Origin of the sequence: Thauera carbonicopians, from assembly GCF_025699485.1 — a bacterium.
Taxonomy (GTDB): domain Bacteria; phylum Pseudomonadota; class Gammaproteobacteria; order Burkholderiales; family Rhodocyclaceae; genus Thauera.
Map to the genome: position 1 here is coordinate 16,153 of NZ_JANUXN010000027.1, position 24,041 is coordinate 40,193.

25 protein-coding genes are annotated in these 24,041 nt (G+C 65.5%); 7 read left to right on the forward strand and 18 right to left on the reverse strand.

Annotated elements, in window-relative coordinates; all coding sequences use genetic code 11:
* Positions 1-37: 37 nt before the first annotated feature.
* The 14 genes from NX068_RS20000 to NX068_RS20065 all read right to left on the reverse strand — a co-directional run bounded on the left by NX068_RS20000 (position 38) and on the right by NX068_RS20065 (position 15,240).
* Positions 38-1,144, reverse strand: coding sequence for an NAD(P)H-dependent flavin oxidoreductase (locus NX068_RS20000; RefSeq protein WP_263462979.1), 1,107 nt, complete (start codon positions 1,142-1,144; stop codon positions 38-40).
* Positions 1,145-1,269: 125 nt separating this feature from the next.
* The gene (locus tag NX068_RS20005; protein ID WP_263462980.1) at positions 1,270-1,719 is read right to left on the reverse strand and encodes a bacteriohemerythrin; all 450 of its coding nucleotides are present in this window, start codon (positions 1,717-1,719) and stop codon (positions 1,270-1,272) included.
* Between the two features lie 41 nt (positions 1,720-1,760).
* The gene (locus NX068_RS20010) at positions 1,761-2,333 is read right to left on the reverse strand and encodes a hemerythrin domain-containing protein (protein ID WP_263462981.1); all 573 of its coding nucleotides are present in this window, start codon (positions 2,331-2,333) and stop codon (positions 1,761-1,763) included.
* Positions 2,334-2,364: 31 nt separating this feature from the next.
* A complete protein-coding gene (locus NX068_RS20015) occupies positions 2,365-3,078 on the reverse strand; it encodes an ABC transporter ATP-binding protein (RefSeq protein ID WP_263462982.1) in 714 nt (237 codons plus the stop codon).
* Positions 3,071-3,847: an ABC transporter ATP-binding protein gene (locus tag NX068_RS20020; protein WP_263462983.1), complete on the reverse strand. Its 777-nt coding sequence runs from the start codon at positions 3,845-3,847 to the stop codon at positions 3,071-3,073. The genes NX068_RS20015 and NX068_RS20020 overlap by 8 nt, the downstream gene beginning before the upstream one ends.
* A complete protein-coding gene (locus tag NX068_RS20025; RefSeq protein ID WP_263462984.1) occupies positions 3,844-4,809 on the reverse strand; it encodes a branched-chain amino acid ABC transporter permease in 966 nt (321 codons plus the stop codon). Before NX068_RS20025 ends, NX068_RS20020 begins: the two co-directional genes overlap by 4 nt.
* Positions 4,810-4,813: 4 nt before the next feature.
* The gene (locus tag NX068_RS20030; RefSeq protein WP_263462985.1) at positions 4,814-5,680 is read right to left on the reverse strand and encodes a branched-chain amino acid ABC transporter permease; all 867 of its coding nucleotides are present in this window, start codon (positions 5,678-5,680) and stop codon (positions 4,814-4,816) included.
* A gap of 76 nt (positions 5,681-5,756) precedes the next feature.
* A complete protein-coding gene (locus NX068_RS20035) occupies positions 5,757-6,929 on the reverse strand; it encodes an ABC transporter substrate-binding protein (RefSeq protein ID WP_263462986.1) in 1,173 nt (390 codons plus the stop codon).
* 110 nt (positions 6,930-7,039) lie between these two features.
* Positions 7,040-7,828 (reverse strand): 2-oxo-3-hexenedioate decarboxylase, encoded by a 789-nt coding sequence (dmpH, locus tag NX068_RS20040; protein WP_263462987.1) that lies wholly within the window; start codon positions 7,826-7,828, stop codon positions 7,040-7,042.
* Positions 7,829-7,856: 28 nt separating this feature from the next.
* Complete coding sequence (dmpE, locus tag NX068_RS20045; RefSeq protein WP_263462988.1) at positions 7,857-8,639, reverse strand: 2-oxopent-4-enoate hydratase; 783 nt, start codon at positions 8,637-8,639, stop codon at positions 7,857-7,859.
* 11 nt (positions 8,640-8,650) lie between these two features.
* Complete coding sequence (locus tag NX068_RS20050; RefSeq protein ID WP_263462989.1) at positions 8,651-10,111, reverse strand: 2-hydroxymuconic semialdehyde dehydrogenase; 1,461 nt, start codon at positions 10,109-10,111, stop codon at positions 8,651-8,653.
* Between the two features lie 122 nt (positions 10,112-10,233).
* Positions 10,234-11,163, reverse strand: coding sequence for a catechol 2,3-dioxygenase (locus NX068_RS20055; RefSeq protein WP_263462990.1), 930 nt, complete (start codon positions 11,161-11,163; stop codon positions 10,234-10,236).
* Positions 11,164-11,291: 128 nt separating this feature from the next.
* Complete coding sequence (locus NX068_RS20060) at positions 11,292-11,582, reverse strand: 2Fe-2S iron-sulfur cluster-binding protein (protein ID WP_263463003.1); 291 nt, start codon at positions 11,580-11,582, stop codon at positions 11,292-11,294.
* Between the two features lie 115 nt (positions 11,583-11,697).
* The gene (locus NX068_RS20065; RefSeq protein WP_263462991.1) at positions 11,698-15,240 is read right to left on the reverse strand and encodes an indolepyruvate ferredoxin oxidoreductase family protein; all 3,543 of its coding nucleotides are present in this window, start codon (positions 15,238-15,240) and stop codon (positions 11,698-11,700) included.
* A gap of 250 nt (positions 15,241-15,490) precedes the next feature.
* Between NX068_RS20065 and benA the strand changes: the two genes are divergently transcribed.
* From benA to NX068_RS20100, 7 genes are all read left to right on the forward strand, one after another.
* Positions 15,491-16,849: a benzoate 1,2-dioxygenase large subunit gene (benA, locus tag NX068_RS20070; protein WP_442806769.1), complete on the forward strand. Its 1,359-nt coding sequence runs from the start codon at positions 15,491-15,493 to the stop codon at positions 16,847-16,849.
* Positions 16,850-16,875: 26 nt separating this feature from the next.
* Positions 16,876-17,364 (forward strand): benzoate 1,2-dioxygenase small subunit, encoded by a 489-nt coding sequence (gene benB / locus NX068_RS20075; protein ID WP_263462992.1) that lies wholly within the window; start codon positions 16,876-16,878, stop codon positions 17,362-17,364.
* Between the two features lie 94 nt (positions 17,365-17,458).
* On the forward strand, positions 17,459-18,469 hold the full coding sequence (benC, locus tag NX068_RS20080) for a benzoate 1,2-dioxygenase electron transfer component BenC (RefSeq protein WP_263462993.1): 1,011 nt from the start codon (positions 17,459-17,461) through the stop codon (positions 18,467-18,469).
* A gap of 22 nt (positions 18,470-18,491) precedes the next feature.
* Positions 18,492-19,271, forward strand: coding sequence for a 1,6-dihydroxycyclohexa-2,4-diene-1-carboxylate dehydrogenase (locus NX068_RS20085; RefSeq protein WP_263462994.1), 780 nt, complete (start codon positions 18,492-18,494; stop codon positions 19,269-19,271).
* A gap of 306 nt (positions 19,272-19,577) precedes the next feature.
* Positions 19,578-20,558: an AraC family transcriptional regulator gene (locus NX068_RS20090; protein WP_263462995.1), complete on the forward strand. Its 981-nt coding sequence runs from the start codon at positions 19,578-19,580 to the stop codon at positions 20,556-20,558.
* Complete coding sequence (locus NX068_RS20095) at positions 20,555-20,959, forward strand: RidA family protein (RefSeq protein WP_263462996.1); 405 nt, start codon at positions 20,555-20,557, stop codon at positions 20,957-20,959. Before NX068_RS20090 ends, NX068_RS20095 begins: the two co-directional genes overlap by 4 nt.
* Before the next feature lie 6 nt (positions 20,960-20,965).
* Positions 20,966-22,198, forward strand: a complete 1,233-nt coding sequence (locus NX068_RS20100; RefSeq protein ID WP_263462997.1) for a benzoate/H(+) symporter BenE family transporter — start codon at positions 20,966-20,968, stop codon at positions 22,196-22,198.
* A 43-nt stretch (positions 22,199-22,241) separates the two neighbouring features.
* Here NX068_RS20100 and NX068_RS20105 read toward each other — a convergent pair whose 3' ends face one another.
* The 4 genes from NX068_RS20105 to NX068_RS20120 form a co-directional block, all read right to left on the reverse strand.
* Positions 22,242-22,802 carry an antibiotic biosynthesis monooxygenase gene (locus tag NX068_RS20105; protein ID WP_263462998.1) on the reverse strand — a complete coding sequence of 187 codons (561 nt, stop codon included), beginning with the start codon at positions 22,800-22,802 and terminating at the stop codon, positions 22,242-22,244.
* A 99-nt stretch (positions 22,803-22,901) separates the two neighbouring features.
* Positions 22,902-23,123 carry a 4-oxalocrotonate tautomerase gene (locus NX068_RS20110; protein WP_263462999.1) on the reverse strand — a complete coding sequence of 74 codons (222 nt, stop codon included), beginning with the start codon at positions 23,121-23,123 and terminating at the stop codon, positions 22,902-22,904.
* A 22-nt stretch (positions 23,124-23,145) separates the two neighbouring features.
* Entirely contained in the window at positions 23,146-23,934 is a 789-nt protein-coding gene (dmpH, locus tag NX068_RS20115; protein ID WP_263463000.1) for a 2-oxo-3-hexenedioate decarboxylase, read from the reverse strand.
* Positions 23,931-24,041: 4-hydroxy-2-oxovalerate aldolase family protein (locus NX068_RS20120; protein ID WP_500862652.1), on the reverse strand; the 111-nt coding region annotated here is incomplete at its 5' end. The genes NX068_RS20120 and dmpH (NX068_RS20115), both read right to left, overlap by 4 nt.

Genomic DNA, 24,041 nt, shown 5'->3' on the forward strand with positions numbered 1-24,041 from the left:
CCCCCGGCTGAAGCCGCTCCCTACGAAAACCTCCTATTCAGCTCATGGACAAGGCGCCGCAGGCCGTGCGCCATTCGCGTGCGAGTTGCGCCATCAATTCCGCCGCCGGCAGCGCCCGCGCCGCGGCCACGCCCTGGCCGGCCCACAGCGAAAGATGGTCCGCCCGCCCCTGCGCCGCAGCCGCCCGGCGCAAGGGACCGGTGAGGACGTTCTGGACGGGATATGGCGGCACGCTGGCTTCGTCGCCGGCGAGCCGCTCCATCATCGCGTTGACGATGCCGCGCGCCGGGCGGCCGGAATAGATCCGCGTCACGCGCGTATCCATGGCGCCGGCAGCGGCCATCGCGGCACGCTGCGCCGGGACGATGCCCGACTCGGCGCAGGCGAGGAAGGCCGTGCCCAGCTGCGCCGCCTGCGCGCCCAATGCCTGCGCCGCGGCGATGCCGCGCCCGTCCATGATGCCGCCGGCGGCGATCACCGGAATGGACAGCGCATCCACGCACTGCGGCACCAGTGCCATGGTGCCGATCATGCCGGCGGCGAAATCCTCCGCCGATGGCTGCCCACGGCCTTCCGCCATTCCGCTTCGCGGCAGGAAAGTGCCCCTGTGCCCGCCCGCCTCCATGCCGGAAGCGCAGACCGCGTCCGCACCCACCGCCTGCCATGCCAGCGCCTCGGCCGGCGTGGTCGCGGTGCCGATCACGAAGCTGCCGGCCTCATCCTTCAGGCGCCGCACCTGCGCCGCATCGAGGATGCCGAAAGTGAAGCTCGCCACCGCCGGCCGAGCGGCGATCAGCGCCTCGAACTGCGCGCCGAAATCCTCGCACCAGCGCGCCGGTACCTCGGGCGCCAGGCCGAACTCGGCATACAGCGGCGCGAGCCGCGCCATCGCCGCCTGCACGACGGCAGGATCGGGTGAAGGCATGGCCTGCACGAACAGGTTCATGCCGAAGGGCTTGCCGGTGGCCGCGCGCACCGCGGCGGCAGCTTCGGCGATCGCCTCGGGTGAACGCATGCCGCAGCCCAGCATGCCGAGCCCGCCCGCCTGCGAGACTGCGGTGGCCAGCCGAGGCGTGTCGGAGCCCGCCATCGGGCCCTGGATGATGGGCAGGTCGATGCCGAGGCGCTGCAGGAGGGGATTCATGGGTCGGGTTCCGGAGCAAATGGATCGGACAGGTCTCGCCGATGCGAGTGTGGCACGCCCGCGGCAATTGATGAATACAGCTTCAGACGCATCCTGCCGAGCTGCGCGTGACCGACCGCCCTGCCTCAAGCACCCGGCTGACGAGAGCCTCGACGGAACACCAAGGGCGAACCGCCATGCGAGCGCTTCACCATCCAGCTTGCCAGGGCCGAATCCATGTAATCGGCATGACCGGGAAACCAATCCATGAGGGCATGAGCCAGCTCGCGAACGATTCCAGTGTTCCCGCCGGCGAGCGCCTGCTGAACTTCACGCACCGACTCCAGCACTTTGGCATGCTCGTCGATATGACAGTCAGCGGCAGGAAAACCGCTGTCCTTCATCCAGCCATCCTCCTCTCCGAAGTGGGCCGTGGCATGATCGGCAAATGCCGCCAGAGCCTGCCCCAGCGTCGCATCGGGTGCCTGAAGCAATGCATCGACCAACTCGACGAATTCACGATGCGTGGCATCCATCACCGCATGGCCGAGCAGATACCGATCCTCCCAGCCAAAGCCCACCTGCTCTTCAAGCATGGTCCATCTCCAAAAAATTCCGAACACGCATGACCCGGTTCTCAGCCTCCCAGTCCGACCGGCGCGGGGGCGATGTTCACGATTCGGGAGAACAGCGCCGCATACTCGCCCGCCGCTCCCTGCCACGGGTTGTCGTTGGCCAGAAAGGCGGCATCGATCTCGGCCCAGTCCTCGGCGCTCAAATGGGCTTTGGCGAGCGGAAAGATCATGCGCTCTTCCATGTTCATGTGTTGCCACTCGTGCGCCGTATACGTCTTGAGTGCCGCCTGGAAGCCGGCCAGGCCGGCAACGCCGTTTTGGCGATAGGTTTCGAGTGCAGTGCGCAGGGCGGCGATTCGCTCATCGCCCTGGCGATGCTCTTCTTCCAGGTGCTCGATGATCGGCAGCGCCTCTTTGCTGCGCAGGCGCAGCTTGGCAAACAGAAAGGCATCCTCCTTCGGGTGATGGACCTTCTCGGGCACTTTGTCGATGTAGTCGATCATGGACGCCATCAGGTTGAAATCGGGCTGCAGCCGCCCGGCCTCGATGCCGGCGACGAGCGTGCCCAGGCCGCTCAGCATCGCCGCCAGCGCGCGGTGCTCATCGTGGATGATGTCGAGTGATTCGTAGCTCATGGTCGGGTTCCTTGCGAATGCAACGCGGGGCTCAGACACCGAGATGCGTCTGGATCAGTTCCGGCTGCGCGCGGATCTCGTCGCTGCTGCCGTCGAACACCACCTGTCCTTTCACCAGGATCATCGCGCGGTCGCAGATGCTGGTGACGGCGCCGTGGTTCTTGTCCACGATCACGGTGGCGATGCCGGTCTTGCGGATTTCCTTGACGATGCGCCAGATCTCCATCGCGATCAGCGGCGCCAGGCCTTCGGTGGCCTCGTCGAGGATCAGCAGGTCGGGATTGGTCATCAGCGCGCGGCCGATGGTGAGCATCTGCTGCTCGCCGCCCGACAACTGCCAGCCGCCGTTGTCGATGCGTTCGCCCAGGCGCGGAAAGGTCTCCATCACGCGGTCGAAGGTCCATTCACGGCGGCCATCGACGCCCGCGCGGGCCGACATCAACAGGTTCTCGCGCACCGTCAGACTCTTGAAGATGCCACGGCCCTCGGGCACATAAGCGATGCCCTGCTGTGCCGTCCGATAGGTGCGGGCCCTGGTGTAGTCGTCACCGCGCACCAGCACCCTCCCATGGCGAGGACGGACGACGCCGAGCATGCTCTTGATCAGCGTCGACTTGCCCATGCCGTTGCGGCCCATCAACGCGATGCCCTCGCCCTCGCGGATGTTGAAGTCGATGCCGTGCAGGATGTGGCTGGCGCCGTAATAGGTGTGGATTTCCTTGGCTTCGAGCAGCATGTTAGACATGGAAACTGTCCTCCGTACCCAGATAGGCCTGCTGGACGGCCACGCTGGCCTTGATCTGCGCGGGGGGGCCGCACTCCAGCAACTGGCCGTTGACCATCACCGTGATCATGTCCGCGACCGCGAACACCGCATCCATGTCGTGCTCGACGAGCAGGATGCCGCGCGTCCGGCGCAGGCGCTTGAGCACCTCGACCATGCTTGCCGATTCTTCCGAGCCCATGCCGGCCAGCGGCTCGTCGAGCAGCAGCACCTGCGCATCGGTGGCGAGCACCATGGCGATCTCGAGCTGACGCTGTTCGCCGTGGCTGAGCACGCCCGACACCCAATCCACGCGCTTGCCCAGGCCGGCTTCCTCGATGCAGGTGCGCGCCTTGTCCAGCGCCCATTCCGCCTCCATCGCCTTGCTGAAGATGCGCCACGGCTGTTGGCGGCGCGACTGCGCGGCCAGGCGCACGTTCTCCAGTACCGAGAACTGCGGGAAGATGTTGGTGCGCTGGTAGCTGCGGCCGATGCCGACCTGCGAGCGCTGCGCGGCGCTGAGCCGGGTGATGTCCTGGCCCATGAAGTGGATCCTGCCCTCGCTGGGCGGCAGATCGCCCGACAACATGTTGATGCAGGTCGACTTGCCGGCGCCGTTCGGCCCCAGCAGCACATGGATCATGCCGCGCTCCAGCGTCACGCTGATGTCCTGGTTGGCCACCAGGCCGCCGAAACGGCGAGTCAGCCTGTCGGCCTGCAGCAGCACTTCCTGCTTCGTCCTTTCACTCATTTGGCCTCTCCCCCTTGCAGGGCACGCTTGATGCGGCCCGGAACCCCCGCCAGGCCGCCCGGCAGGAACAGCACCACGGCAACGATCACGCCGCCCATCAGAAGCTGCCAGTACTTGGTGATGTCGGCGAATATCTCGCGCATCGCCTCGAAGGCGAAGGCGCCGGCCACCGCACCGGCCAGATTGCCCATGCCACCCAGGATGACCATCAGCAGCACGTTGCCCGACTCGTGCCAGGACAGCAGCTCCGGGGTGACGAAACCGAACAGCACCGCGTACAGGAAGCCCGCCAGCCCGCCGAGCGCACCCGCCAGCGTGAAGGCGCCGAGCTTGTAGCGGAAAGTGAAGTAGCCGAGCGACTGCATGCGGTGCTCGTTGCTCTTGATGCCCACCAGCACGCGGCCGAAAGGCGACTGCAGCAGCCGCGCCAGGAAGAGGTACACCAGCACCATCATCGCCAGGATGAAATAGAACAGGTGCACCTCGTTCGTCAGCTCGAAGGGCTCCCAGCCGAAGATCGCGGCCGACGGTTTGTTGTCGAGGTACATGCCGTCCGAGCCGCCGCCCAGCGGCGTGTCGTGGAAGATGAAGTAGGCCATCTGGGCAAAGGCCAGCGTCACCATGATGAAGTAGATGCCCTTGGTGCGCAGCACGAAGAGGCCGACGACGAAGGCCGCCAGCGCCGACAGCGCGATCGATGCCGGCAGCACGACCCACAGGCTGGCGGCATCGTACTGCGGGCTCAGCAGCGCGACCGCGTAGGCCGCGATGCCGAAGTAGGCCGCGTGGCCGAAGCTGACCAGGCCGGTGAAACCCACCAGCAGGTCCAGGCTCATGGCGAAGATCGCCATCACCAGGACCTTGCCGACGATCTCGATGTAGAAGGATTCGCCCGACAGCGGCACGCAGGCGATGATCGCGACGGCGATCAGTTTGGGAAGCAGGGAAGCATGTGCGTTCATGGTTTCAGCCTTTCTTCAGGATGCCTTCGGGGCGCCACAGCAGGACCACAGCCATCACCACGTACACCACGATGCCCGACAGCTCGGGGATCAGCACCTTGCCGAAGGTGTCGGCGAAACCGACGATCAGGGCCGCGACCAGCGCGCCCCACACCGAGCCGATGCCGCCGATGACGACGATCACGAAGGAGATGATCAGCACGTGGCTGCCCATGTTCGGAAACACCGACGAGATCGGCGCCGCCAGCATGCCGGCCAGTGCGGCCAGCGCCACGCCGAGCGCGAACACCACGCGGTAGATCATGTCGATGTTGATGCCGAGCGACTCGACCATGCTGCGGTCGTCGTTGCCGGCGCGGATCATCATGCCCAGGCGCGTGCGCTGGATGACGTAATAGAGAGCCACGGCCAGCGCGACACACACCGCCGAGATCGCCAGCCGATACACCGGGTAGCTCATCACCTCGGTGAGCTGGATCGAGGCATCGAGAAAGGCCGGGATGGCAACGCCGTGCACGTCGTCACCCACCAGCAGGCTGCGCAGTTGCTCGAAGATCAGGATGAGGCCGTAGGTCAGCAGTACCTGCTCGAGGTGGTCGCGCTTGTACAGATGCGAGAACAGCGCCCACTCCAGAATGGCACCGAAGACCAGGGCCAGTGGAATGCCGAGCACGATCGCCATCACCAGGCTGCCGGTGGCGCTGCTCAGCACGAAGGCCAGATAGGCGCCGACCATGTAGAAACTGCCGTGCGCCAGGTTGATGATCCCCATGATGCCGAACACCAGCGTCAGACCGCTTGCCACCAGGAAGAGGAGCAAACCGTACTGCAGCGAGTTCAGCGTCTGGATCAGGAAGCTTGCGAAATCCATGACTGTCCCCCGCCCGGCAGGCACACGCCCGCCGGGACGACAAAGGCTTAGGAATGAAGGATGGAAAGCCGGACGCTCAGAGCTTGCAGCCGCGGGCCGGGTCTTCGAGGCCCTTCGAGACGATCTCGACCACGACGTTCTCGCCGCCCTTGACTTCGCGCATGTAAATGTCCTGCACCGGGTTGTGCGCCCGGGACAGCGTGAAGGCGCCGCGCGGGCTGTCGATCGTGGCGGACTCCATGCCCTTGATGAGTTCTTCCTTCCTACCCGGATCGCCGCCGGCGGCGCGCAGGCCGGCGTCGTACATCTGCGCCGCGTCGTAGCCCTGCACCGCATAGACGTCGGGCTGCATCCTGTAGCGCGCGGCGTACTTCGTGCGGAACGCCGCATCCCTGGCGTTCGTCAGGCCGTCGGCATAGTGCAGCGTGGTCAGCAGGCCTTCGCCGGCGGCGCCCATCGCATCGAGATTGCCGTCGGTCAGGAAGCCCGGGCCGTACAGCGGGATGCTGCTCTTGAGGCCCGCCGCAGAATAGTCGCTGACGAACTTGGCCGCGCCGGCGCCGGCGAAGAACACGAACACCGCATCGGGCTTGAGCGAGGCGATCTCGGTCAGGAAAGGCTGGAACTCGACGTTCGGGAAGGGCAGCGTCATCTCCTTGGCGATCTTGCCGCCGCCCTTCTCGAAGGCCTCCTTGAAGCCGGCGACCGACTCCTCGCCGAAGGAATACTTCCAGGTCACCGTCACGATGTTCTTGAGCCCCTTCCTCGCCAGCGCCTCGCCCATCGCATAGGACGGCTGCCAGGCCGAGAACGACGAACGGAACACGTAGGGCGAACACAGCGGGCCGGTCAGATCGTTGGCGCCCGCATTCGGCACGATCATCAGCGTCCTGGTGTCGCGCGCCACCTTGGCCATCGCCAGCGCGACACCCGAATGCACGGTGCCGACCAGCACGTCCACTTTCTCGCGCGAGACCAGCTTCCTCGCGTTTTCGGTCGCTTTCGCCGGGTTGGACTCGTCATCCACCACGGCGTATTCCACTTCGCGGCCGCCGAGCTTGCCGCCGTTTTCTTCCACGTACTGCTTGAAACCGTTGGTGATGGCGTTGCCCAGCGCGGCATAGGTGCCGGTGTAGGGCAGCATCAGGCCGACCTTGATCTTGTCGGCGGCATGCGCGCCGCCGATGCTGGCGGCGGCGATTGCGAGGCTCAGCGCGGTGCTGCCGGCGATCTTGACTGTCTTTCCCATGATGTCTCCTTCTTTGAATGTGCTTGAATTCGTGGTGTCGTAGCGTGTTGCGCTGGTGGTCCTGGCGGCGGGGGGCGCGGTGCCACGGCAGTGCACCTGCCGCCAGCGGCTCACACGAAGCGGGTGCTGACGCTGCCGAGCGACTGGATGCGCAGGCTGACGTTGTCCCCTGCGGCGACCGACACGGCCTCGGTCACGCCGCCGGACAGGATCATCGTGCCGGCGGGAATTTCCTCGCCGCGCGCACCCAGGTGGTTGGCCAGGGCCGCGATCGCCGCCGCCGGGTGCCCCAGCACCGCGGCGCCGGCGCCGATCGCGACGGGTTCGCCGTTCTTCTCGAGCACCACGCCCAGGGTGCGCAGATCCAGCCCGGCCACGGCGGCCGCCTGGCCGCCGAGCACGAAACGGCTCGACGAGCAGTTGTCGGCGATCACGCTCTTGAGGTCGAATTTGAAGTCCTTGTAGCGCGAGTCGATGATCTCGATGCCCGGCATGACGAAATCGGTCGCCGCCAGCACGGCGCCGATGTGGCAGCCCGGCCCCTTCAGCGCGCGCTTGGTGACGAACACGATTTCCGGCTCGACCTTTGGGTGGATCAGCCTGGCGGCCTCGATCTCGCCGCCGTCGGGCTCGCTGAAATAATCGACCAGCCAGCCGAAGACCGGCGTCTCGACGCCCATCTGCTTCATCTTGCCGCGCGAGGTCAGCCCGGCCTTGAGGCCGACCACGCGGTTGCCGCGCGCCAGCTTGCGGCGCAGGATCTCGGCCTGGATCGCGTAGGCGTCGCCCCAGTCCATGTCGGGATGGGCCTCGGTGATCTTCACCACCTCGTGGGCCTGCAGCTCGGCGTTCTCGAGATGTTCGGCAAGCTGCTCGATGGTTTGTTGACTGAGCGTCATGGATGGACTCCTGTTTGGTTTGTACGGATCAGACGAAACGCACCGAGCAGCCGCCGATGCCGCCGATGCTCATGCGCAGGTTGTCGCCCCTGGCGACCGGAACCATCGCGCCCATCGCGCCCGACAGCACGATGTCCCCGGCCTCGAGCGCGATGCCCAGCCCGCCGAGCATGTTGGCCAGCCACACCATGGCATTGACCGGATGCGCCATGGTCGCGGCGCCGGCGCCGGTGACGACGATCTCGCCGTTCTTCTCCAGCACCATGCCGGCCAGCGCGAGATCGATGCCGGCGACATCGACCAGTTGGTCGCCGAGCACGAACACGCCGCACGAGGCGTTGTCGGCCACGGTGTCCTGGATGCGGATCTTCCAGTCCTGGATGCGGGAATCGACGATCTCGAAACAGGCCATCACGCCTTCGGTGGCGGCCAGCACGTCGGCGGCGGTGACGCCAGGCCCCTGCAGATCGTGCTTGAGCAGGAAGGCGATCTCGCCTTCAGCCTTGGGCTGGATCAGCGAATCCATGGAGATGGATTCGCCTTCGTTGTAAACCATGCTGTCGAGCAGGTAGCCGAAGTCCGGCTGATGCACGCCCAGCATGTTCATCACCGCCTTGCTGGTGACGCCGATCTTCTTGCCGACGACACGCGCGCCCTTTTCCAGCCGGCGCGCGATCATGCGCTGCTGGACGTGGTAGGCGTCCTCGATCGTCATGTCCGGATGCGCCGCGCTCAGCGGCGCGATCGGCGTGCGCGCGACGAGCGCCTCGTACAGCGCATCGCCCAGCGACTCGATGGTGTTCTGGTCCATGGTGCCCTTCCTCACAGCTTGATGCAGACGTTCTTGAGATCGGTGTAGAACTCGAGCGAGTGCAGGCCGCCCTCACGGCCGATGCCCGACTGTTTGGAGCCACCGAACGGAGTGCGCAGGTCGCGCAGGAACCAGCTGTTCACCCACGAGATGCCGACTTCCATCTTCTGCGCCACGCGGTTGGCACGCGCCACGTCACGGGTCCAGATCGCGGTGGCCAGGCCGTACTTGTTGTCGTTGGCCTTCTCCAGCACTTCCGCTTCGGTGTCGAACGGCGCGATGTGGCAGCAGGGCCCGAAGATCTCTTCCTTGATCACGCGCGCGGTCTCGGGCAGGCCGGTCCAGATCGTCGGCTGCACCCAGCAGCCGTCCTGCAGTTCGCCGGCCATCTCGGGCACGCCGCCGCCGGTCACCACCGTGGCGCCCTCTTCCACTGCCAGGCGGCAGTAGGACAGCACCTTCTCCTGGTGCTCCTTGCTGATCAGCGGCCCCATGTCGGTCGCCGCATCGTCCGGCACGCCGATCTTCATCGCCTCGGCGCCCGCCTTCAGCGCGGCGACGAAGCTGTCGAAGACAGGACGCTCGACATACACCCGCTCGGTGCCCAGGCAGACCTGGCCGCAGTTGGCGAAGGCCGAGCGCAGCGTGCCTTCGATCGCCGCATCGAAATCGCAGTCGGCAAACACGATCGCCGCATTCTTGCCGCCCATTTCCAGCGAAACCGGGCGCGAGCCGATGGCGGCGGCGCGGTTGATGATTTCGCCGGTGCGGGTCTCGCCGGTAAAGGTGATGGCATCGACATCCGGGTGCGAAGTGACGAATTCGCCCGCCGAGTTCGGGCCGAAGCCATGAACGACGTTGTACACCCCCTTGGGGATGCCGACCTTGTTCATCACTTCGCCCAGCAGCGCCGCAGTGCGCGGCGTCTCTTCCGAGGGTTTGACCACCACGGTGTTGCCGCAGGCCAGCGCCGGGCCGACTTTCCAGGTCATCAGCAGCAGCGGCAGGTTCCACGGGCAGATCACGCCGACCACGCCGACCGGACGGCGATAGCCGTAGTTGATGCACGAGCCGCCGTCGGGCGTGGCCATCTCGAAGAATTCGGTGGAGGCGTTCCTGATCATGTCGGCGAAGACCTTGAAGTTCGCCGCGCCGCGCGGAATGTCGATATGCGCGGCGAGGCTCCGCGGCTTGCCGGTGTCGGCGCACTCGGCCGCGAGGAATTCGTCGAAACGGGCATCGATCTCGGCGACCAGGGCTTCGAGCAGCTCGACGCGGCGCGCCAGCGACATCGTTCCCCAGGGGCCTTTCAGCGCGGCGCGCGCGGCGGCCACCGCGGCATCGACCTCGGCCTTGCCGGCTTCGGCGACCTTGCCGATGACGGTGTTGGAGATCGGCGTCCGGTTGTCGAACCATTTGTCGGTGGCTACGTACTCGCCGTCGATGAAGTTGAGGATCTTGTCTGCAAGCATGCGTGTTCTCCGCCGCCCAGCGCGGCGGCTCTCGGTTACGCATCCGCCGCCTTTAGGCACGTGGCGGATGCAGGGGATCGGGTCGTGTCAGGCCCGGCGCTGCCGCCGGGCAGCGGCTCGGATCAGGTCACCACGCCCAGGAAGCGGTCGTTGAGCTTGCGGTCGTGGTAGAAGATGCCGGTGCCGACCTCGTCGAAGGTCCAGGTCAGCGGTTGATGGTCGGGGTAGGTCTCGTAGCCGCCGCAGAAGGTCTCGAAGCGGTTGCCCGACGGATCGAAGGCATAGATCGTGGTGCCGCGGGTGACGCCGTGGCGGGTCGGGCCGATGTCGATCGACACCTTGTTCATCGACATGATGTCGGCCGCGCGCAGCACCTGCTCCCAGCTTCCCAGCAGGAAGGACAGGTGATGCAGCCTGCCCGGTTCGGGGTGGCAGACGAAGGCCAGATCGTGGGCCTTGTGCGAGCAGGAAATGAAGGTCGCCAGCAGCGCCTCGCCGTCTTCCATCAGGATGCGCTCGACCAAGTGGAAACCCAGCACTTCGGTGAAGAGCTTCAGGTTCTCTTCGATGTTCGGGCCGTACAGCAGGCAGTGATCGAAGCGGTGCGGGGCGATGCCGTGCTCGGCTGCAGGGATCCAGGGATCGGGGTTGGTGTAGGGCTGGCCGTTGCCGACGTCGGTCTTGTCGGCGTACAGCTCCATGACGTGGCCGGTGGGGGTGGTGAAACGCACACGCTCGCCGGTTTCCAGCAATTCGCCCGCGGGGATGCGCTCGGTGGCGACGCCGTAGGCCTGCAGGTCCTTGTCGAACTGCTCGAGCGTGGCCCTGTCCTTGACCTTGAAGCCCATCAGGTCCATGCCGGCACGGTCGGCCTGGCGCAGGATCACGCTGTTGTGGTCACGCTCGTCCCAGGCCTTGAAATAGACCCGGCCCTGGGCATCGCGGCCGGTCTCGACCAGACCGAGCATGTTCTTGTAGAACTCGACGCTTTCGTCGATATCCAGCACGCGCAGCTGGATGTGGCCAGGGCGCATCACTCCGGTGGTTGCCATCTTTGATCTCCTCTTCGGGTCGTTGGCGGGACTCGCGCCTTGTGGGCGGCACGCTGTCCCCTGCTTGCGTCGGTGGCGGGACGATGTCCGCCCCTGTTGCTGAAACCTGTTTCCCCTGCGCCCGGCGCTCAGGCGCAGACCTTCTTCTTCATCTTTCCCAGTACCGCCAGGCGGATGTCCGACAGCGGTTTCACCCGGCAGGCCAGCACGATGCCGGCGCCCTCCTCCTCGGCGCTGACATGCTCCCTGCTCATCGCCCGCGCGCAGAAGGCGCCGGATTCGATCCGCACCTTGCACACCCCGCAGCCGCCGCCGCGGCAGCCCACCGGGATGCCGCACTTGCCGAGCCGCTCCATGCCGGCCAGCAGGGTTTCATGCTCGCCGCAGCGGAACGCTTCGCCGGTGTCGGCGACCGTCACCGCGAAGTAGGTCCTTGCGGCGGCTGTCGCCTCGGCCTCCCGCCGGGCCGCGCCAAGGGCGGCCTGTTCCCCCTCGGCGGGCGTCGCAGCTATCGAGCGCGGGAGCCGTTCCATCTCAGGCCACCTGCCGTTCCTGCTGCGGTTCGAGGAAAGCCTTCATCCGCTCGGCCTGCAGCTCGCGGGCGAGGACAACGCTCTTTTCCTTGACGTGGCCATAGCCACGGATCTCCTCCGGCACACTGGCCAGGGCCACCGCAGCGGCGTGGTTGGCTGGGGTAAGCCGGGCGAGGATCTGCTCCAGCAAGACGATGTAGTCCTCGATCAGTTGGCGTTCCATGCGGCGCTCGGCAGCCTTGCCGAACACATCCAGCGCGGAGCCGCGCAAGCGCTTCAGGCCTGCCAGACGCTTGAAAGCCTTGAACATCCACGCCCCGTACTGCTTCTTCTGCAGATGGCCGGTGGCGGGGTCGGTCTTGGCCAGCAGCGGCGGCGCCAGGTTGTATTTCACCGAGTAGCCGTGCGGGAACTGCGCATCCAGCTCGGCCAGGAAAGCCGGGGCGGTATGCAGGCGGGCGACTTCGTATTCGTCCTTGTAGGCCATCAGCTTGTACAGCTGGCGGGCGGCGGCCTCGGACAGCGCGCTGCCGGAGGCGGCGCGCTGCTCGGCGGCGACGACACGCTGGATGACTTCGGCGTAGCGCCTGGCGTAGGCCTCGTCCTGGAACGCGATCAGCTCGGGCACGCGGACTTCGGCCAGACGCTTCACCTCGCCTTCGGCGACGATCGAATCGACGATGGCTCGCGCCGCAGGCGACAGCTGCGGCCGCCGGTGCAGGGTGATCACCGTGCCGCCGCTGGCCAGCCGCGCCGCTTCGGCTTCGACGAAGGCGCGATCGACCACCGCCAGGCGGCCCCAGCGGAACGCGGCCAGGCTCATGTCGACCGCCACGCCCGACTGGCGGATGGCTTCTTCGATCGATTCCGCCTGCAGCGGGATGGTGCCCGCCTGGAAAGCGACGCCGACCATGAAGTTGTTGGTCGCCATGGCATCGCCGAACAGGCCCTCGGCCAGCGCCTGGCCGTCGAGGAAGACGTTGTCCGCCGTGCGCGTGACGCGGTCGATGCCCGCACTCAGGCCGCCGACGGCCGGAAACAGCGTCTTGCGGTTGGCCACCATCTGTCCGGTCGGCGTCTCCGTGGTCGATACCACCGCGATCGTGCGGTCCGGGCTGCACTTGTCCAGGTTCTTGGGGTCGGTGGCATTGAGGATGTCGAAACCCAGGTAGAGGTCGGCGCGGCCGTCCGAGATCTTGTTCGAGCCCTTGAACGGCGCATGGGTGATCTTGATGTCGGAGATCACCGCGCCGCCCTTCTGCGCCAGGCCGGTCTGATCGAGGCCGATCACGTGCTTGCCCTCGAGACGCGCGGCCTTGGCCAGCGTCGCCACCACCGTGACCGAACCCGTGCCGCCGATGCCCATGACGTGGATGCCGACGCCGATCGTGTCATCCACTTTTTTCGGCGGCACCGGCAGTTCTCGCTCGAACACCGGGATGCGCCCTTTCCGGCGCTTCGGCGCATCCTCGGCAGCCGGTGCGGGATTCGGCGTGATCGTCAGGAAAGACGGACAGAAGCCTTTCACACAGCTGTAGTCCTTGTTGCACGAGGACTGATGGATGCGGGTCTTGCGGCCGAACTCGGTGTGCACCGGCTCGACGCTCATGCAGTTCGAGACCTCGCCGCAATCGCCGCAGCCTTCGCACACACGCTCGTTGATGACGACGACTTCGGCCGGCTCCTCGGCCCTGCCCCGGCTGCGCGCCCGGCGCAGCTCCGCCGCGCACTCCTGGTCGTGCAGCAGCACGGTGGTGCCCGGCGTCGCTGCCAGCACGCGCTGGGCCTCGTCGAGGCGGTCGCGGTGCCAGACCTCGGTGCCGCCGGGCAGGCTCACCGCATTGAAGCGCGACGGATCGTCGGTGGTGACGATGATCTTCCTGACCCCGTTGGCCAGCAGCTCGGACACCATGCCGGTCACCGGCGCCTCGCCCTGGATGGCCTGGCCGCCGGTCATCGAAGTGTGGGCGTTGCGCAGCAGCTTGAAGGTGATGTTGACCCCGGTCGAGGCCGCATAGCGGATCGCCAGGCTGCCCGAGTGCGCATAGGTGCCGTCGCCCATGTTCTGGAAGATGTGCTGCGCCTCGGTGAAGGGTGCCATGCCGATCCACTGCGTGCCCTCTGCGCCCATGTGGGTGCCCATGACCACGTTGCGCCCCATCCACATCGCCATCGTGTGGCAGCCGATGCCGGCCGACACGATGCTGTCGTCGACCGCCTTCGTCGAACTGTTGTGCGGACAGCCCGAGCAGTACCAGGCGGTGCGCACCGCGGTCGGCAGCTTGCTGCGCGAGTGGATTTCGTCCAGACGCGCGAGCCAGTTCTCCGCCGACTCGATGCGCGTCTTGCGCGACAGGCGCTTCAACAGCGCACGCACCAGGGTGTCGGACTCGAACTCGCCGTAGTGCGGCAGCAGCTCCTTGTCTTCCTCGTCGAACTTGCCGACGATGCGCGGCGCGTTGGCCATGCCGTACAGCACCTGCTTGGCGAACATCTCGAGGAAGGGACGCTTTTCCTCGATGACGAAGATCTCTTCCAGCCCCTGCGCGAACTCGCGCACGATGCTCGGCTCCATCGGGAACAGCATGCCCATCTTCAGCACGCGGATGCCGTGGCGGCGCAGCGCCGCATCGTCCAGCCCCATCTCCAGGAAAGCCTGGTTGAGGTCGCCGTAGGTCTTGCCCGCGGTGATGATGCCGATCCAAGCATCGGGGTTGGGGAAGACGATGTCGTTCAGCCGGTTGGCGCGGGCATAGCGCCTGGCGACCTCGAGGCGGCGGGTGTACAGCGACTGTTCCATTTCCAGCGCCTCGGCGCGCACGTTCATACCCAGGTTCATGCTGGGCATGAACGGCTTGCCGTCGAATTCGAGATCGGGCGTGACGAACTTCAGCCGCTCGGGCGAGATACAGGCGGTGCCGGTGCTGTCGGCGACATTGGTGACGATCTTCATCCCCACCCACAGGCCGGCCAGGCGCGACATCCGGTAGCCATGCAGGCCGTAATCGAGAATCTCCTGCACGTTGCCCGGGTACAGCGATGGAATGCCGACGTGATAGAGCATCGGCTCGGACTGCGAGCACAGCGACGAGCTCTTGCAACTCGGATCGTCGCCGGCAATCGCCAGCACGCCGCCATTCCTGCCGATGCCGGTGTAGTTGGCGTGCTTGAGCGCATCACCCGAGCGGTCCACGCCCGGCGCCTTGCCGTACCACATGCCGGTGACGCCGTCGAACTTCTGCCTGCCGACGGTATGCAGCATCTGCGTGCCCCACACCGCGGTGGCGGCCAAGTCCTCGTTGATGCCATCGACGAAGTGGATGTGATGCTCGAGCAACAGCTTCTGCTGGCGGATCAGCGCCGCATCGAGCATGCCCACCGGCGAACCGCGGTAGCCGGACACGAACATGCCGGTCTTCAGCCCGCGGCGCGCGTCGGTGCGCACCTGGTCGAGCGTCAGGCGGACGATGGCGTCGATGCCGCCGAGATGGATATCGCCTTCTTCCTGGGTGAATGCGTTGAGCGTCTTCTTGCCCGATGACATGTCCGCCGTTTCCTCTTCTCTGCCCGGCCCCCCGCGGAGGCGCCGGCCTGTCTCCGTTGCGTTCCGGCGCCAAGCGGCCTGCCGGAACGGTATGGAACGCAGATTAGGGGCAGCGGAGGGGCAGAAATATCCAGTTCCTGCACGAGTGCTATCCGCTTTGTGCACCCGGGCCCGCGCTGCACAGACTGGATAGCGATGCTGCAAGAAGTGGATATTTCACGCCTTTCGTCATCCCTAGGATGCGAACTCCATGCTGCAAACGACACTGGAGACTCTGGCGATGATCACTACGGAATATCTGGACTCACTGATTCAGAAGGACAAGGGAAAAGGGCTTTTCCGCTGCAAGCGGGAGATGTTCACCGACAGGGAGCTGTTCGAGCTCGAAATGAAGCACATCTTCGAGAACAACTGGATCTATCTCGCCCACGAGAGCCAGTTGCCGAAGATCAACGACTACTACACCACCAAGATCGGCCGCCAGCCGGTGTTCATCACCCGCAACAAGGACAATCAGCTCAACTGTTTCATCAACTCCTGCGCCCACCGCGGCGCCACGCTGGCGCGCTTCAAGCACGGCAACAAGGGCAGCTTCACCTGCCCCTTCCACGGCTGGACCTTCAACAACTCGGGCAAGCTGCTCAAGATCAAGGACCCCACCGAGACCGGCTACCCGGACAGCTTCAACTGCAAGGGCTCGCACGATCTGAAGAAAATCGCGCGCTTCGAGTCCTACCGCGGCTTCCTGTTCGGCAGCCTGAACCCGGACGTGCAGTCGCTGGAAGATTTCCTCGGCGAATCGAAAATCATCATCGACATGATCGTCGACCAGTCCCCCGAAGGCCTGGAAGTGCTGCGCGGCGCCTCGAGCTATGTCTATGAGGGCAACTGGAAGCTGCAGGCCGAGAACGGCGCCGACGGCTACCACGTCACCGCCACGCACTGGAACTACGCGGCAACCCAGGCGCAGCGCAAGAGCCGCGACTCGGGCGACGACATCAATGCGATGAGCGCGGGCGGCTGGGCCAAGAAGGGCGGCGGCTCCTACTCGTTCGAGAACGGCCACCTGCTGTTGTGGACCCGCTGGGACAACCCCGAAGACCGCCCGCTGATGGAGCAGCGCGAGCGCCTGGTCGAGGAATTCGGCGAAGCGAAGGCCGACTGGATGATCTGCAATTCGCGCAACCTGTGCCTGTATCCGAACGTTTACCTGATGGACCAGTTCAGCTCGCAGATCCGCGTGTTCCGTCCGCTCGACGTCAACCGCACCGAAGTCACCATCTACTGCATCGCGCCCAAGGGCGAATCGGCTGAAGCCCGCGCCCGCCGCATCCGCCAGTACGAAGACTTCTTCAACGCCTCGGGCATGGCCACGCCGGACGATCTGGAAGAGTTCCGTGCCTGCCAGGAAGGCTTCATGGGCCGTGCGCTGGAATGGAACGACATGTCGCGCGGCGCCGAGCACTGGATCGAGGGCCCGGACGACGAAGCCGACAAGATCGGGCTCAAGCCCATCCTGTCGGGAGTGAAGACCGAGGACGAAGGCCTCTACGTCGCCCAGCACAGCTACTGGCTCGAGCAGATGCGCGAAGCGATCGCAGCCAGGTGAGCAAACGTCAACCGGAGACCATCGACATGCATATTTCCTACGAAAACCTGTGCGCCTTCCTGTACCGCGAAGCCCGTTATCTGGACGATCGCGACTGGGACAGCTGGCTGGCGCTGTACGACGAGAACTGCACTTTCTGGATGCCCGCCTGGGACGACGACGGCGAACTGACCGAAGACCCGCAAAGCGAAATCTCGCTGATCTGGTACGGCCGCCGCGCCGGCCTCGAAGACCGCGTGTTCCGCATCCGCACCGAACGCTCGAGCGCGACCATTCCCGACACACGCACGAACCACCACCTGAGCAACATCGAAGTGCTCGAGCAGGACGGGCAGACGGTCAAGCTGCGCTTCAACTGGCACACGATGAGCGTGCGCTACAACCACACCGATCACTTCTGCGGGACGAGTTTCTACACCCTGGACGTGTCGGGCGGGCAGCCGATCATCCGCGAGAAGAAAGTCGTGCTCAAGACCGACTACATCCGCCACGTCATCGACGTGTATCACATCTGATTCGACAAGGACGGCAGAAGCCGCATCACGGCCTGCGCGCCGCCCTCCCTTGCGGAGCAGCGGTGCGCACGGCCTCCCCCTCCTGGAGACGACCATGACATTCAAGATCGCCCTGAATTTCGAGGACGGCGTCACCCGCTTCATCGACTGCAACGCTTCGGAAACCGTAGCCGATGCCGCCTACCGCCAGGGCGTCAACGTGCCCATCGACTGCCGCGACGGCGCCTGTGGCGCCTGCAAGTGCAAGGCCGAGTCCGGCCAGTACGAACTGGGCTTCTACATCGACGACGCGATGAGCGAGGAAGAGGCGGGCCTGGGCTACGTCCTCACCTGCCAGATGCTCCCCAGGAGCGACTGCGTCGTGAACGTGCCGGCCTCGTCCGACGTGTGCAAGATCAGGCAGGCAACCCTGAGCGCAGCGGTGGACGAGGTGCGCCAGCTCTCCCCCAGCACCATCAGCCTGGTGCTGCAGGGCCAGGGCATCGGCAAGCTCGCCTTCCTGCCCGGCCAGTACGCCAACCTCGAAGTGCCCGGCACCACCCAGACCCGCGCCTACTCGTTCAGCTCGATGCCCGCCGAAGGCAAGGTCGCGTTCCTGATCCGCAACGTGCCCGACGGCCTGATGAGCGGCTACCTCACCGAGCGCGCCCGCGCCGGCGACACGATCAAGCTCGCCGGCCCGATCGGCAGCTTCTACCTGCGCGACGTCGTCCGCCCGGTGCTGATGCTCGCCGGCGGCACCGGCCTCGCCCCCTTCCTCGCGATGCTGGACAAGCTCGTGGCCCAGGGCGGCAGCGCCCACCCGGTCCACCTGATCTACGGCGTCAATACCGATGCCGACGTCGTCGCCCTCGACCGTCTGGACGCCTTCAAAGCCGCCCTGCCCAATTTCAGCTACGAAGTCTGCGTGGTTGCCGACGACAGCACCTGGCCGAAGAAGGGCTACGTCACCGCTCACATCGAACCCGTCCACCTCAACGGCGGCGAGGTCGACATCTACCTGTGCGGCCCGCCGCCGATGGTCGAGGCCGTTGCCCATGACCTGCGTGCACGCGGGATCGAACCCAGGAGCTTCCACTACGAGAAATTCGCCGCCAGCGTCTGAGCCGGCCCAGCCAGGAGCAAACATGCCTAACCGTTTCAGGAACAAGGTCGCGGTCATCACCGGCGCCGCGCAGGGCATCGGCAAGCGCGTCGCCGAGCGCATCGCCGAGGAAGAAGGCACGCTGGTGCTGGTCGACCGCTCGGAGATCGTCCATGAGGTCGCCGATGCCCTCGCGCAGAAGAAGACCGACGTTCTCGGCCTGACCGCCGACCTCGAGAAATTCGCCGAATGCCAGCGCGTCATGGACGCGGCCGTCGCCCGGTTCGGCCGCATCGACATCCTCGTGAACAATGTCGGCGGCACGATCTGGACCAAGCCCTACGAGCATTACGCCGAGCACGAGATCGAAGCCGAAGTGCGCCGCTCGCTGTTCCCCACGCTGTGGTGCTGCCGCGCGGCCCTGCCGCACATGCAGGCGCAAGGCAAGGGCGCGATCGTCAATGTGTCGTCGATCGCCACCCGCGGCGTCAACCGCGTGCCCTATGGCGCGGCCAAAGGCGGGGTGAACGCCCTGACGGCCTGCCTGGCGCTGGAGAACGGTGAGCGCGGCATCCGCGTCAATGCCACCGCGCCGGGTGCGACCGAGGCCCCGCCGCGCCGCGTGCCGCGCAATACGCAGGAACAAAGCGCGCAGGAAAAGCGCTGGTACGAGCAGATCTACACCCAGTCGCTCGACAGCAGCCTGATGAAGCGCTACGGCACGCTCGACGAGCAAGCCGCCCCCATCCTGTTCCTTGCCTCCGACGACGCAGCCTACATCACCGGCACGGTGCTGCCGGTGGGCGGTGGCGACATGGGCTGATTGCAGCGTCCTCTCCCTCCCCTCGGACGCATTGGCCGCGCTGTGATCGGGCAGCGCGGCTTTTTTTTCATCGCGGACGCCCGCCCCACCAGAAACAAAAAAATTTTATATCGCCGTATAGACATAGTTTTTATAAGGCCATACAATCGAAATTACTGAATATCTCGATAATTTTTCCCATAAGAAGCCGGAATCACCCAGCCCAGGACAAGGCGCCAGACCATCCCCTGGAGGAGAGGAGAAGGAAATGACGAACGAAGGTGTGCCGCAGGCACATTCGCCCACATCGCCCCGGAGGGCCGCGTGATGTCCCTCCAGTTCCTGAACGGCAGCAGCAAGGTCTTCGCCGCGGCGAATCCTTTCGAAGTCTCCGAATACGTGCGTGCCAATGTCGGCACGCACAGCCTGCGGCTGTCCAACGCCGGCCATGCCAGCGCCTCACTCAGCCACCGCCGCGCCGGCATGCTGGACCTGTGCCGCCTGCGCTACGGCGCCCAGGCGCGCATCCTCTCCGAGGGCCTGGGGGACATCTACCATGCCCAATTCATCCTGCACGGGCATTGCCGCTATACCTTGGCCAATACCTCGCTCGACCTGTCCGCAGGCCATGTACTAGTCATCAATCCGGACGAGCCCATCGATCTCACCTATTCGGACGACTGCGAGAAGTTCATCCTGCGGATTCCATCGCCGATGCTGGACGATGCCTGTGCCGAGCACCGCTGGTTCAAACCCAACGAGAGCATCAAGTTCAGCCAGGTGCCGCACAAGTTCGAGGACATCGACAGCCTGCTGATGCTGCTGAAACTGCTGTGCGAAGAGGCCGAATCGGACCTCGCCACGCCGCAGATGCTGCAGCACTACAACCAGGTGGTGACGACCAAGCTGATGGTCATGCTCAAACACAACGTCAGCATGATCACCCCGACCCGGCATGCGCCCAGCTTCGAACGCCTGAGCAACTACATCGAGCGCAACATCAAGCTCGAACTCAGCGCCGAACAACTCGCGCAGCATGCCGGGCTCAGCCTGCGCTCGCTGTACATGCTGTTCGAGAAGAACGCCAGAACCACGCCCAAGAACTACGTTCGCCAGAAGAAGCTGGAACGGGTGCACGCCGTGCTGAGCGATCCGCAGCAGCCCTGTCCGAACGTCACCGCGGTGGCGCTCGAATACGGCTTCACCCATCTCGGCCGGTTCTCCGAACTCTACAAGTCCACATACGGTGTGCTGCCTTCGCAATCGATCCGCTGCCGCCAGCCATCATCGAAAGAAGCGAGCAAATGAGCATCGAACGCCTGGCAATCAATCCCCCCGAACTGTTCTCCGGCAAGGCTTTCAGCCAGACCTTCTCCATCCGCGGCCACGATCGGCTGATCTTCGTATCCGGCCAGGTCGACTGCGACGCGGACGGCAAGGTTCGTCATCCGGACGATCTCGAAGCGCAGCTCGAGGGCACGCTCGACAACCTCGACATCGCCTTGCGCGCCCAAGGCGCCAGCATGCGCGACCTGGTCGCGGTGACGATCTACGTGGTCGGCCTGCAGCCCGAACAGACCGCCCGCATCCGTGAAATCCGCTCTGCCTATTTCGACCCGGAGCGCCCGCCCGCAGTCACCTTGCTGGGTATCGAACGCCTGGCTTTCCCGGGCCTGCGTGTCGAGGTCGACATCATCGCGGCACAGTAAGCAACGGTGACCGCACACCTCGAACGTCCGGCCGGGCCTGCGCCCGGCTGGCGGCAACTGTTCGCCGACCTCGGCCCCGGCTACCTGGCCAACGGCCTGATCGGCTTCATCTTCTCCGCGACCGGCCCAGTGGCGATCATTCTCGCGGTCGGCATGCACGGCGGACTGACACAGGCAGAGCTGGCATCCTGGGTGTTCGGCGTATTTTTCGTCAACGGCCTGATCACCCTGGCGATGAGCTGGCGGTACCGGATGCCGCTCGGTTTCGCCTGGACGATTCCCGGCACGGTGCTGGTAGGGCCGGCACTACAGCACCTGAGCTTCGCCGAAGTGATCGGCGCGTTCTACGCCACCGGCGTGGTCGTGCTGCTGATGGGCCTGAGCGGCTGGGTCAAGCGCTTCATACAGGCGCTGCCGATGCCGATCGTCATGGGCATGGTCGCTGGCGTCTTCCTGCGCTTCGGCCTCGATCTGGTGCGCGCCCTCCATAGCGACATCGCGATCGCAGGTCCGATGGTCATCGCCTTCCTGCTGCTGTCGGCGGTTCCGGCAATGGGCCGGCGCCTGCCGCCGATCATCGGCGCGCTGCTCGCCGGCGCAGCGGTCATGGCTCTCTTCGGCAGAGTCGGCTTCGACGCACTCGGCAGCCTCGGCGTGGCACAGCCGGTCATGCAGGCTCCAGCCTGGTCGCTCGCCGCCATGGTCGAACTCGTGGTCCCGCTGGCCATCACCGTGCTGGTGGTGCAGAACGGCCAAGGCGTCGCCGTGCTGAAATCGGCCGGGCACGAGCCTCCGGTCAACACCATCGCCACCGTATGCGGCATCGGCAGCCTGTTGGCTGCCGCCGTCGGCGCCGTCAGCACCTGCCTGACCGGCCCCACCAACGCACTCCTCACCTCATCGGGCGAACGCGGGCGCCATTACATCGGCGCCCTGGGGTTCGGAGTCCTCGCCATGTCGTTCGGTCTGATGGCACCGATGTTTACCGGCCTGATGCTGGCAGCGCCGGCCGCGTTCATCATGGTGCTCGGCGGCCTGGCGATGCTGAGGGTGCTGCAAGGCGCCTTCCTCGCTTCGTTCAGCGGCATGTTCTCGCTCGGTGCCCTGATCAGCTTCCTCGTCACCGTCGCCGACATCGGACTGTTCAACATCGGCTCCGCCTTCTGGGGGCTGCTGGCGGGCGTGACCGTATCCTGGCTGCTGGAAAGACAGGACTTCGCCAGGGCAGCGAAAGGCTGACGAAGCCTGCTGCCGCCATGCCTGCCGGAACGCAGGGCCGAGATCAGGATTTGCCGTGCCCCTGGTTGAGAAACCCACGGAGCAGGCGGACCAGCCTGGGCATCACCAGCCAGGTCATCGTCACCACGATCAGCGCCGTCAGAACTGCGGTACGCAGCAGGAAGGGCAAAGCCTGCAGCAGAGGGGCGACCAGCCAGAGCACCAGGGACACGGTCGGAAAGATGCCCAGCCAGGTCACCAGCGCCATGCGCGCGCGGGGTGGGTGCATGCTGGCAGGCACCACTGCCGGCTCGAACCAGGCTTCCAGGCCGCTCAACTTCCGGAACGCCGGCTCGCCATCGGCGACTTCGCGCAAGCGCTCGAGGCACTGCATCCGCGCTTCGCTGCGGTCCCAGACGTCCAACGCAGCCTCGGAAGCAAAACGCGTCACGATCTGATAATCGCCCCCCGGCTGCTCGGGCGGAATGATGTCGCCGCCGAGGAAACCCTTGCAGCCGCGCATCCGTGCCAGCATCTCGCGCACCCGCAATTCGTATTCCGCTTCGCAGCCCGCTTGCGCCCGACGGCGGGCAATGCGTGTGACACGCGCTGAACTGGAATGCATGGATTGATCCATGTGGAAAAACTCTCCAGGTACGATCGAGGGTAGAAGGAAATCTGCTCATCAGCCTCCATTCTTCCGGGGCCGACGAGCATCGGAACTTCAGCGCCCCAGGTCCTTGGCCGAGACGCCGCCGATCCCCCAGTTGGTCTTCGGCACTTCGTTGATCATGACCCGCACGCTCTGCTGGGGTGCATCCAGCGCCTCGACCAGTGCCTGGGTGACTTTCTCGATGACGGCACGCTTCTGCTCCTCGCTGCGGCCTTCGAGGATGTTGATCTGCGCAAATGGCATGGCTGACTCCCGATGATGAAACGGGGGCAATCGCCCCCCCGAATGGTTTGGATCACTTGAAACGCACGGATACCGAGCCGAGGCCCTGCACCCGCAATGTGACGTCGTCGCCCGGCTGCACGGCCACGGCCTCGGTGATGCCGCCGGACAGGATCAGCGACCCGGCCGGGATCTCCTCGCCGCGCTCGCCCAGCATGTTCGCCAGCATCGCCACCGCCGCGGCGGGATGGCCGAGCACCGCCGCCCCGGCACCGAAGGCCACCGGCTCGCCATTCTTCTCCAGCACGATGCCGGTGGTGCGCAGGTCGACATCGGCGACGCCGGCCATGCTGCCGCCGACGACGAAACGGCTCGACGAGCAGTTGTCGGCGACGACGCTCTTCAGGTCGAACTTGAAGTCGCGGTAGCGGCTGTCGATGACCTCGATGGCCGGGATGACGAAATCGGTGGCGGCGAGCACGGCGCCGATGTGGCAGCCCGGCCCGCGCAGCGGCGCCTTGGTGACGAAGGCGATCTCGGGCTCGACCTTGGGATGGATCAGCTTCGAGGTGTCGATCTCGCTGCCTTCGGGCACGCTGAAGTAATCCACCAGGAAACCGAACACCGGCGTCTCGACGCCCATCTGCTTCATCTTGGCATGCGAGGTCAGCCCGGCCTTGAGGCCGATGACGCGGTTGCCGCGAGCGATCTTGCGGCGCTTGATCTCGTCCTGGATGGCGTAGGCGTCGTCCCAGTCCATGTCGGGATGGTCGTCGGTGATCTTGGGCGTATCCTTCGCTTCCAGTTCGCAGGTCTCGAGGTGATCGGCCAGGCGATCGATGGTTTCGCGCGACAGTTTCATGCTGCAGCTCCTTTCGCCCGCGCCAGATTGAGTGCGGTATCCTCGATCATGTCCTCCTGCCCGCCGACCATGCCGCGCCGCCCCATCTCGACCAGGATCTCGCGCGC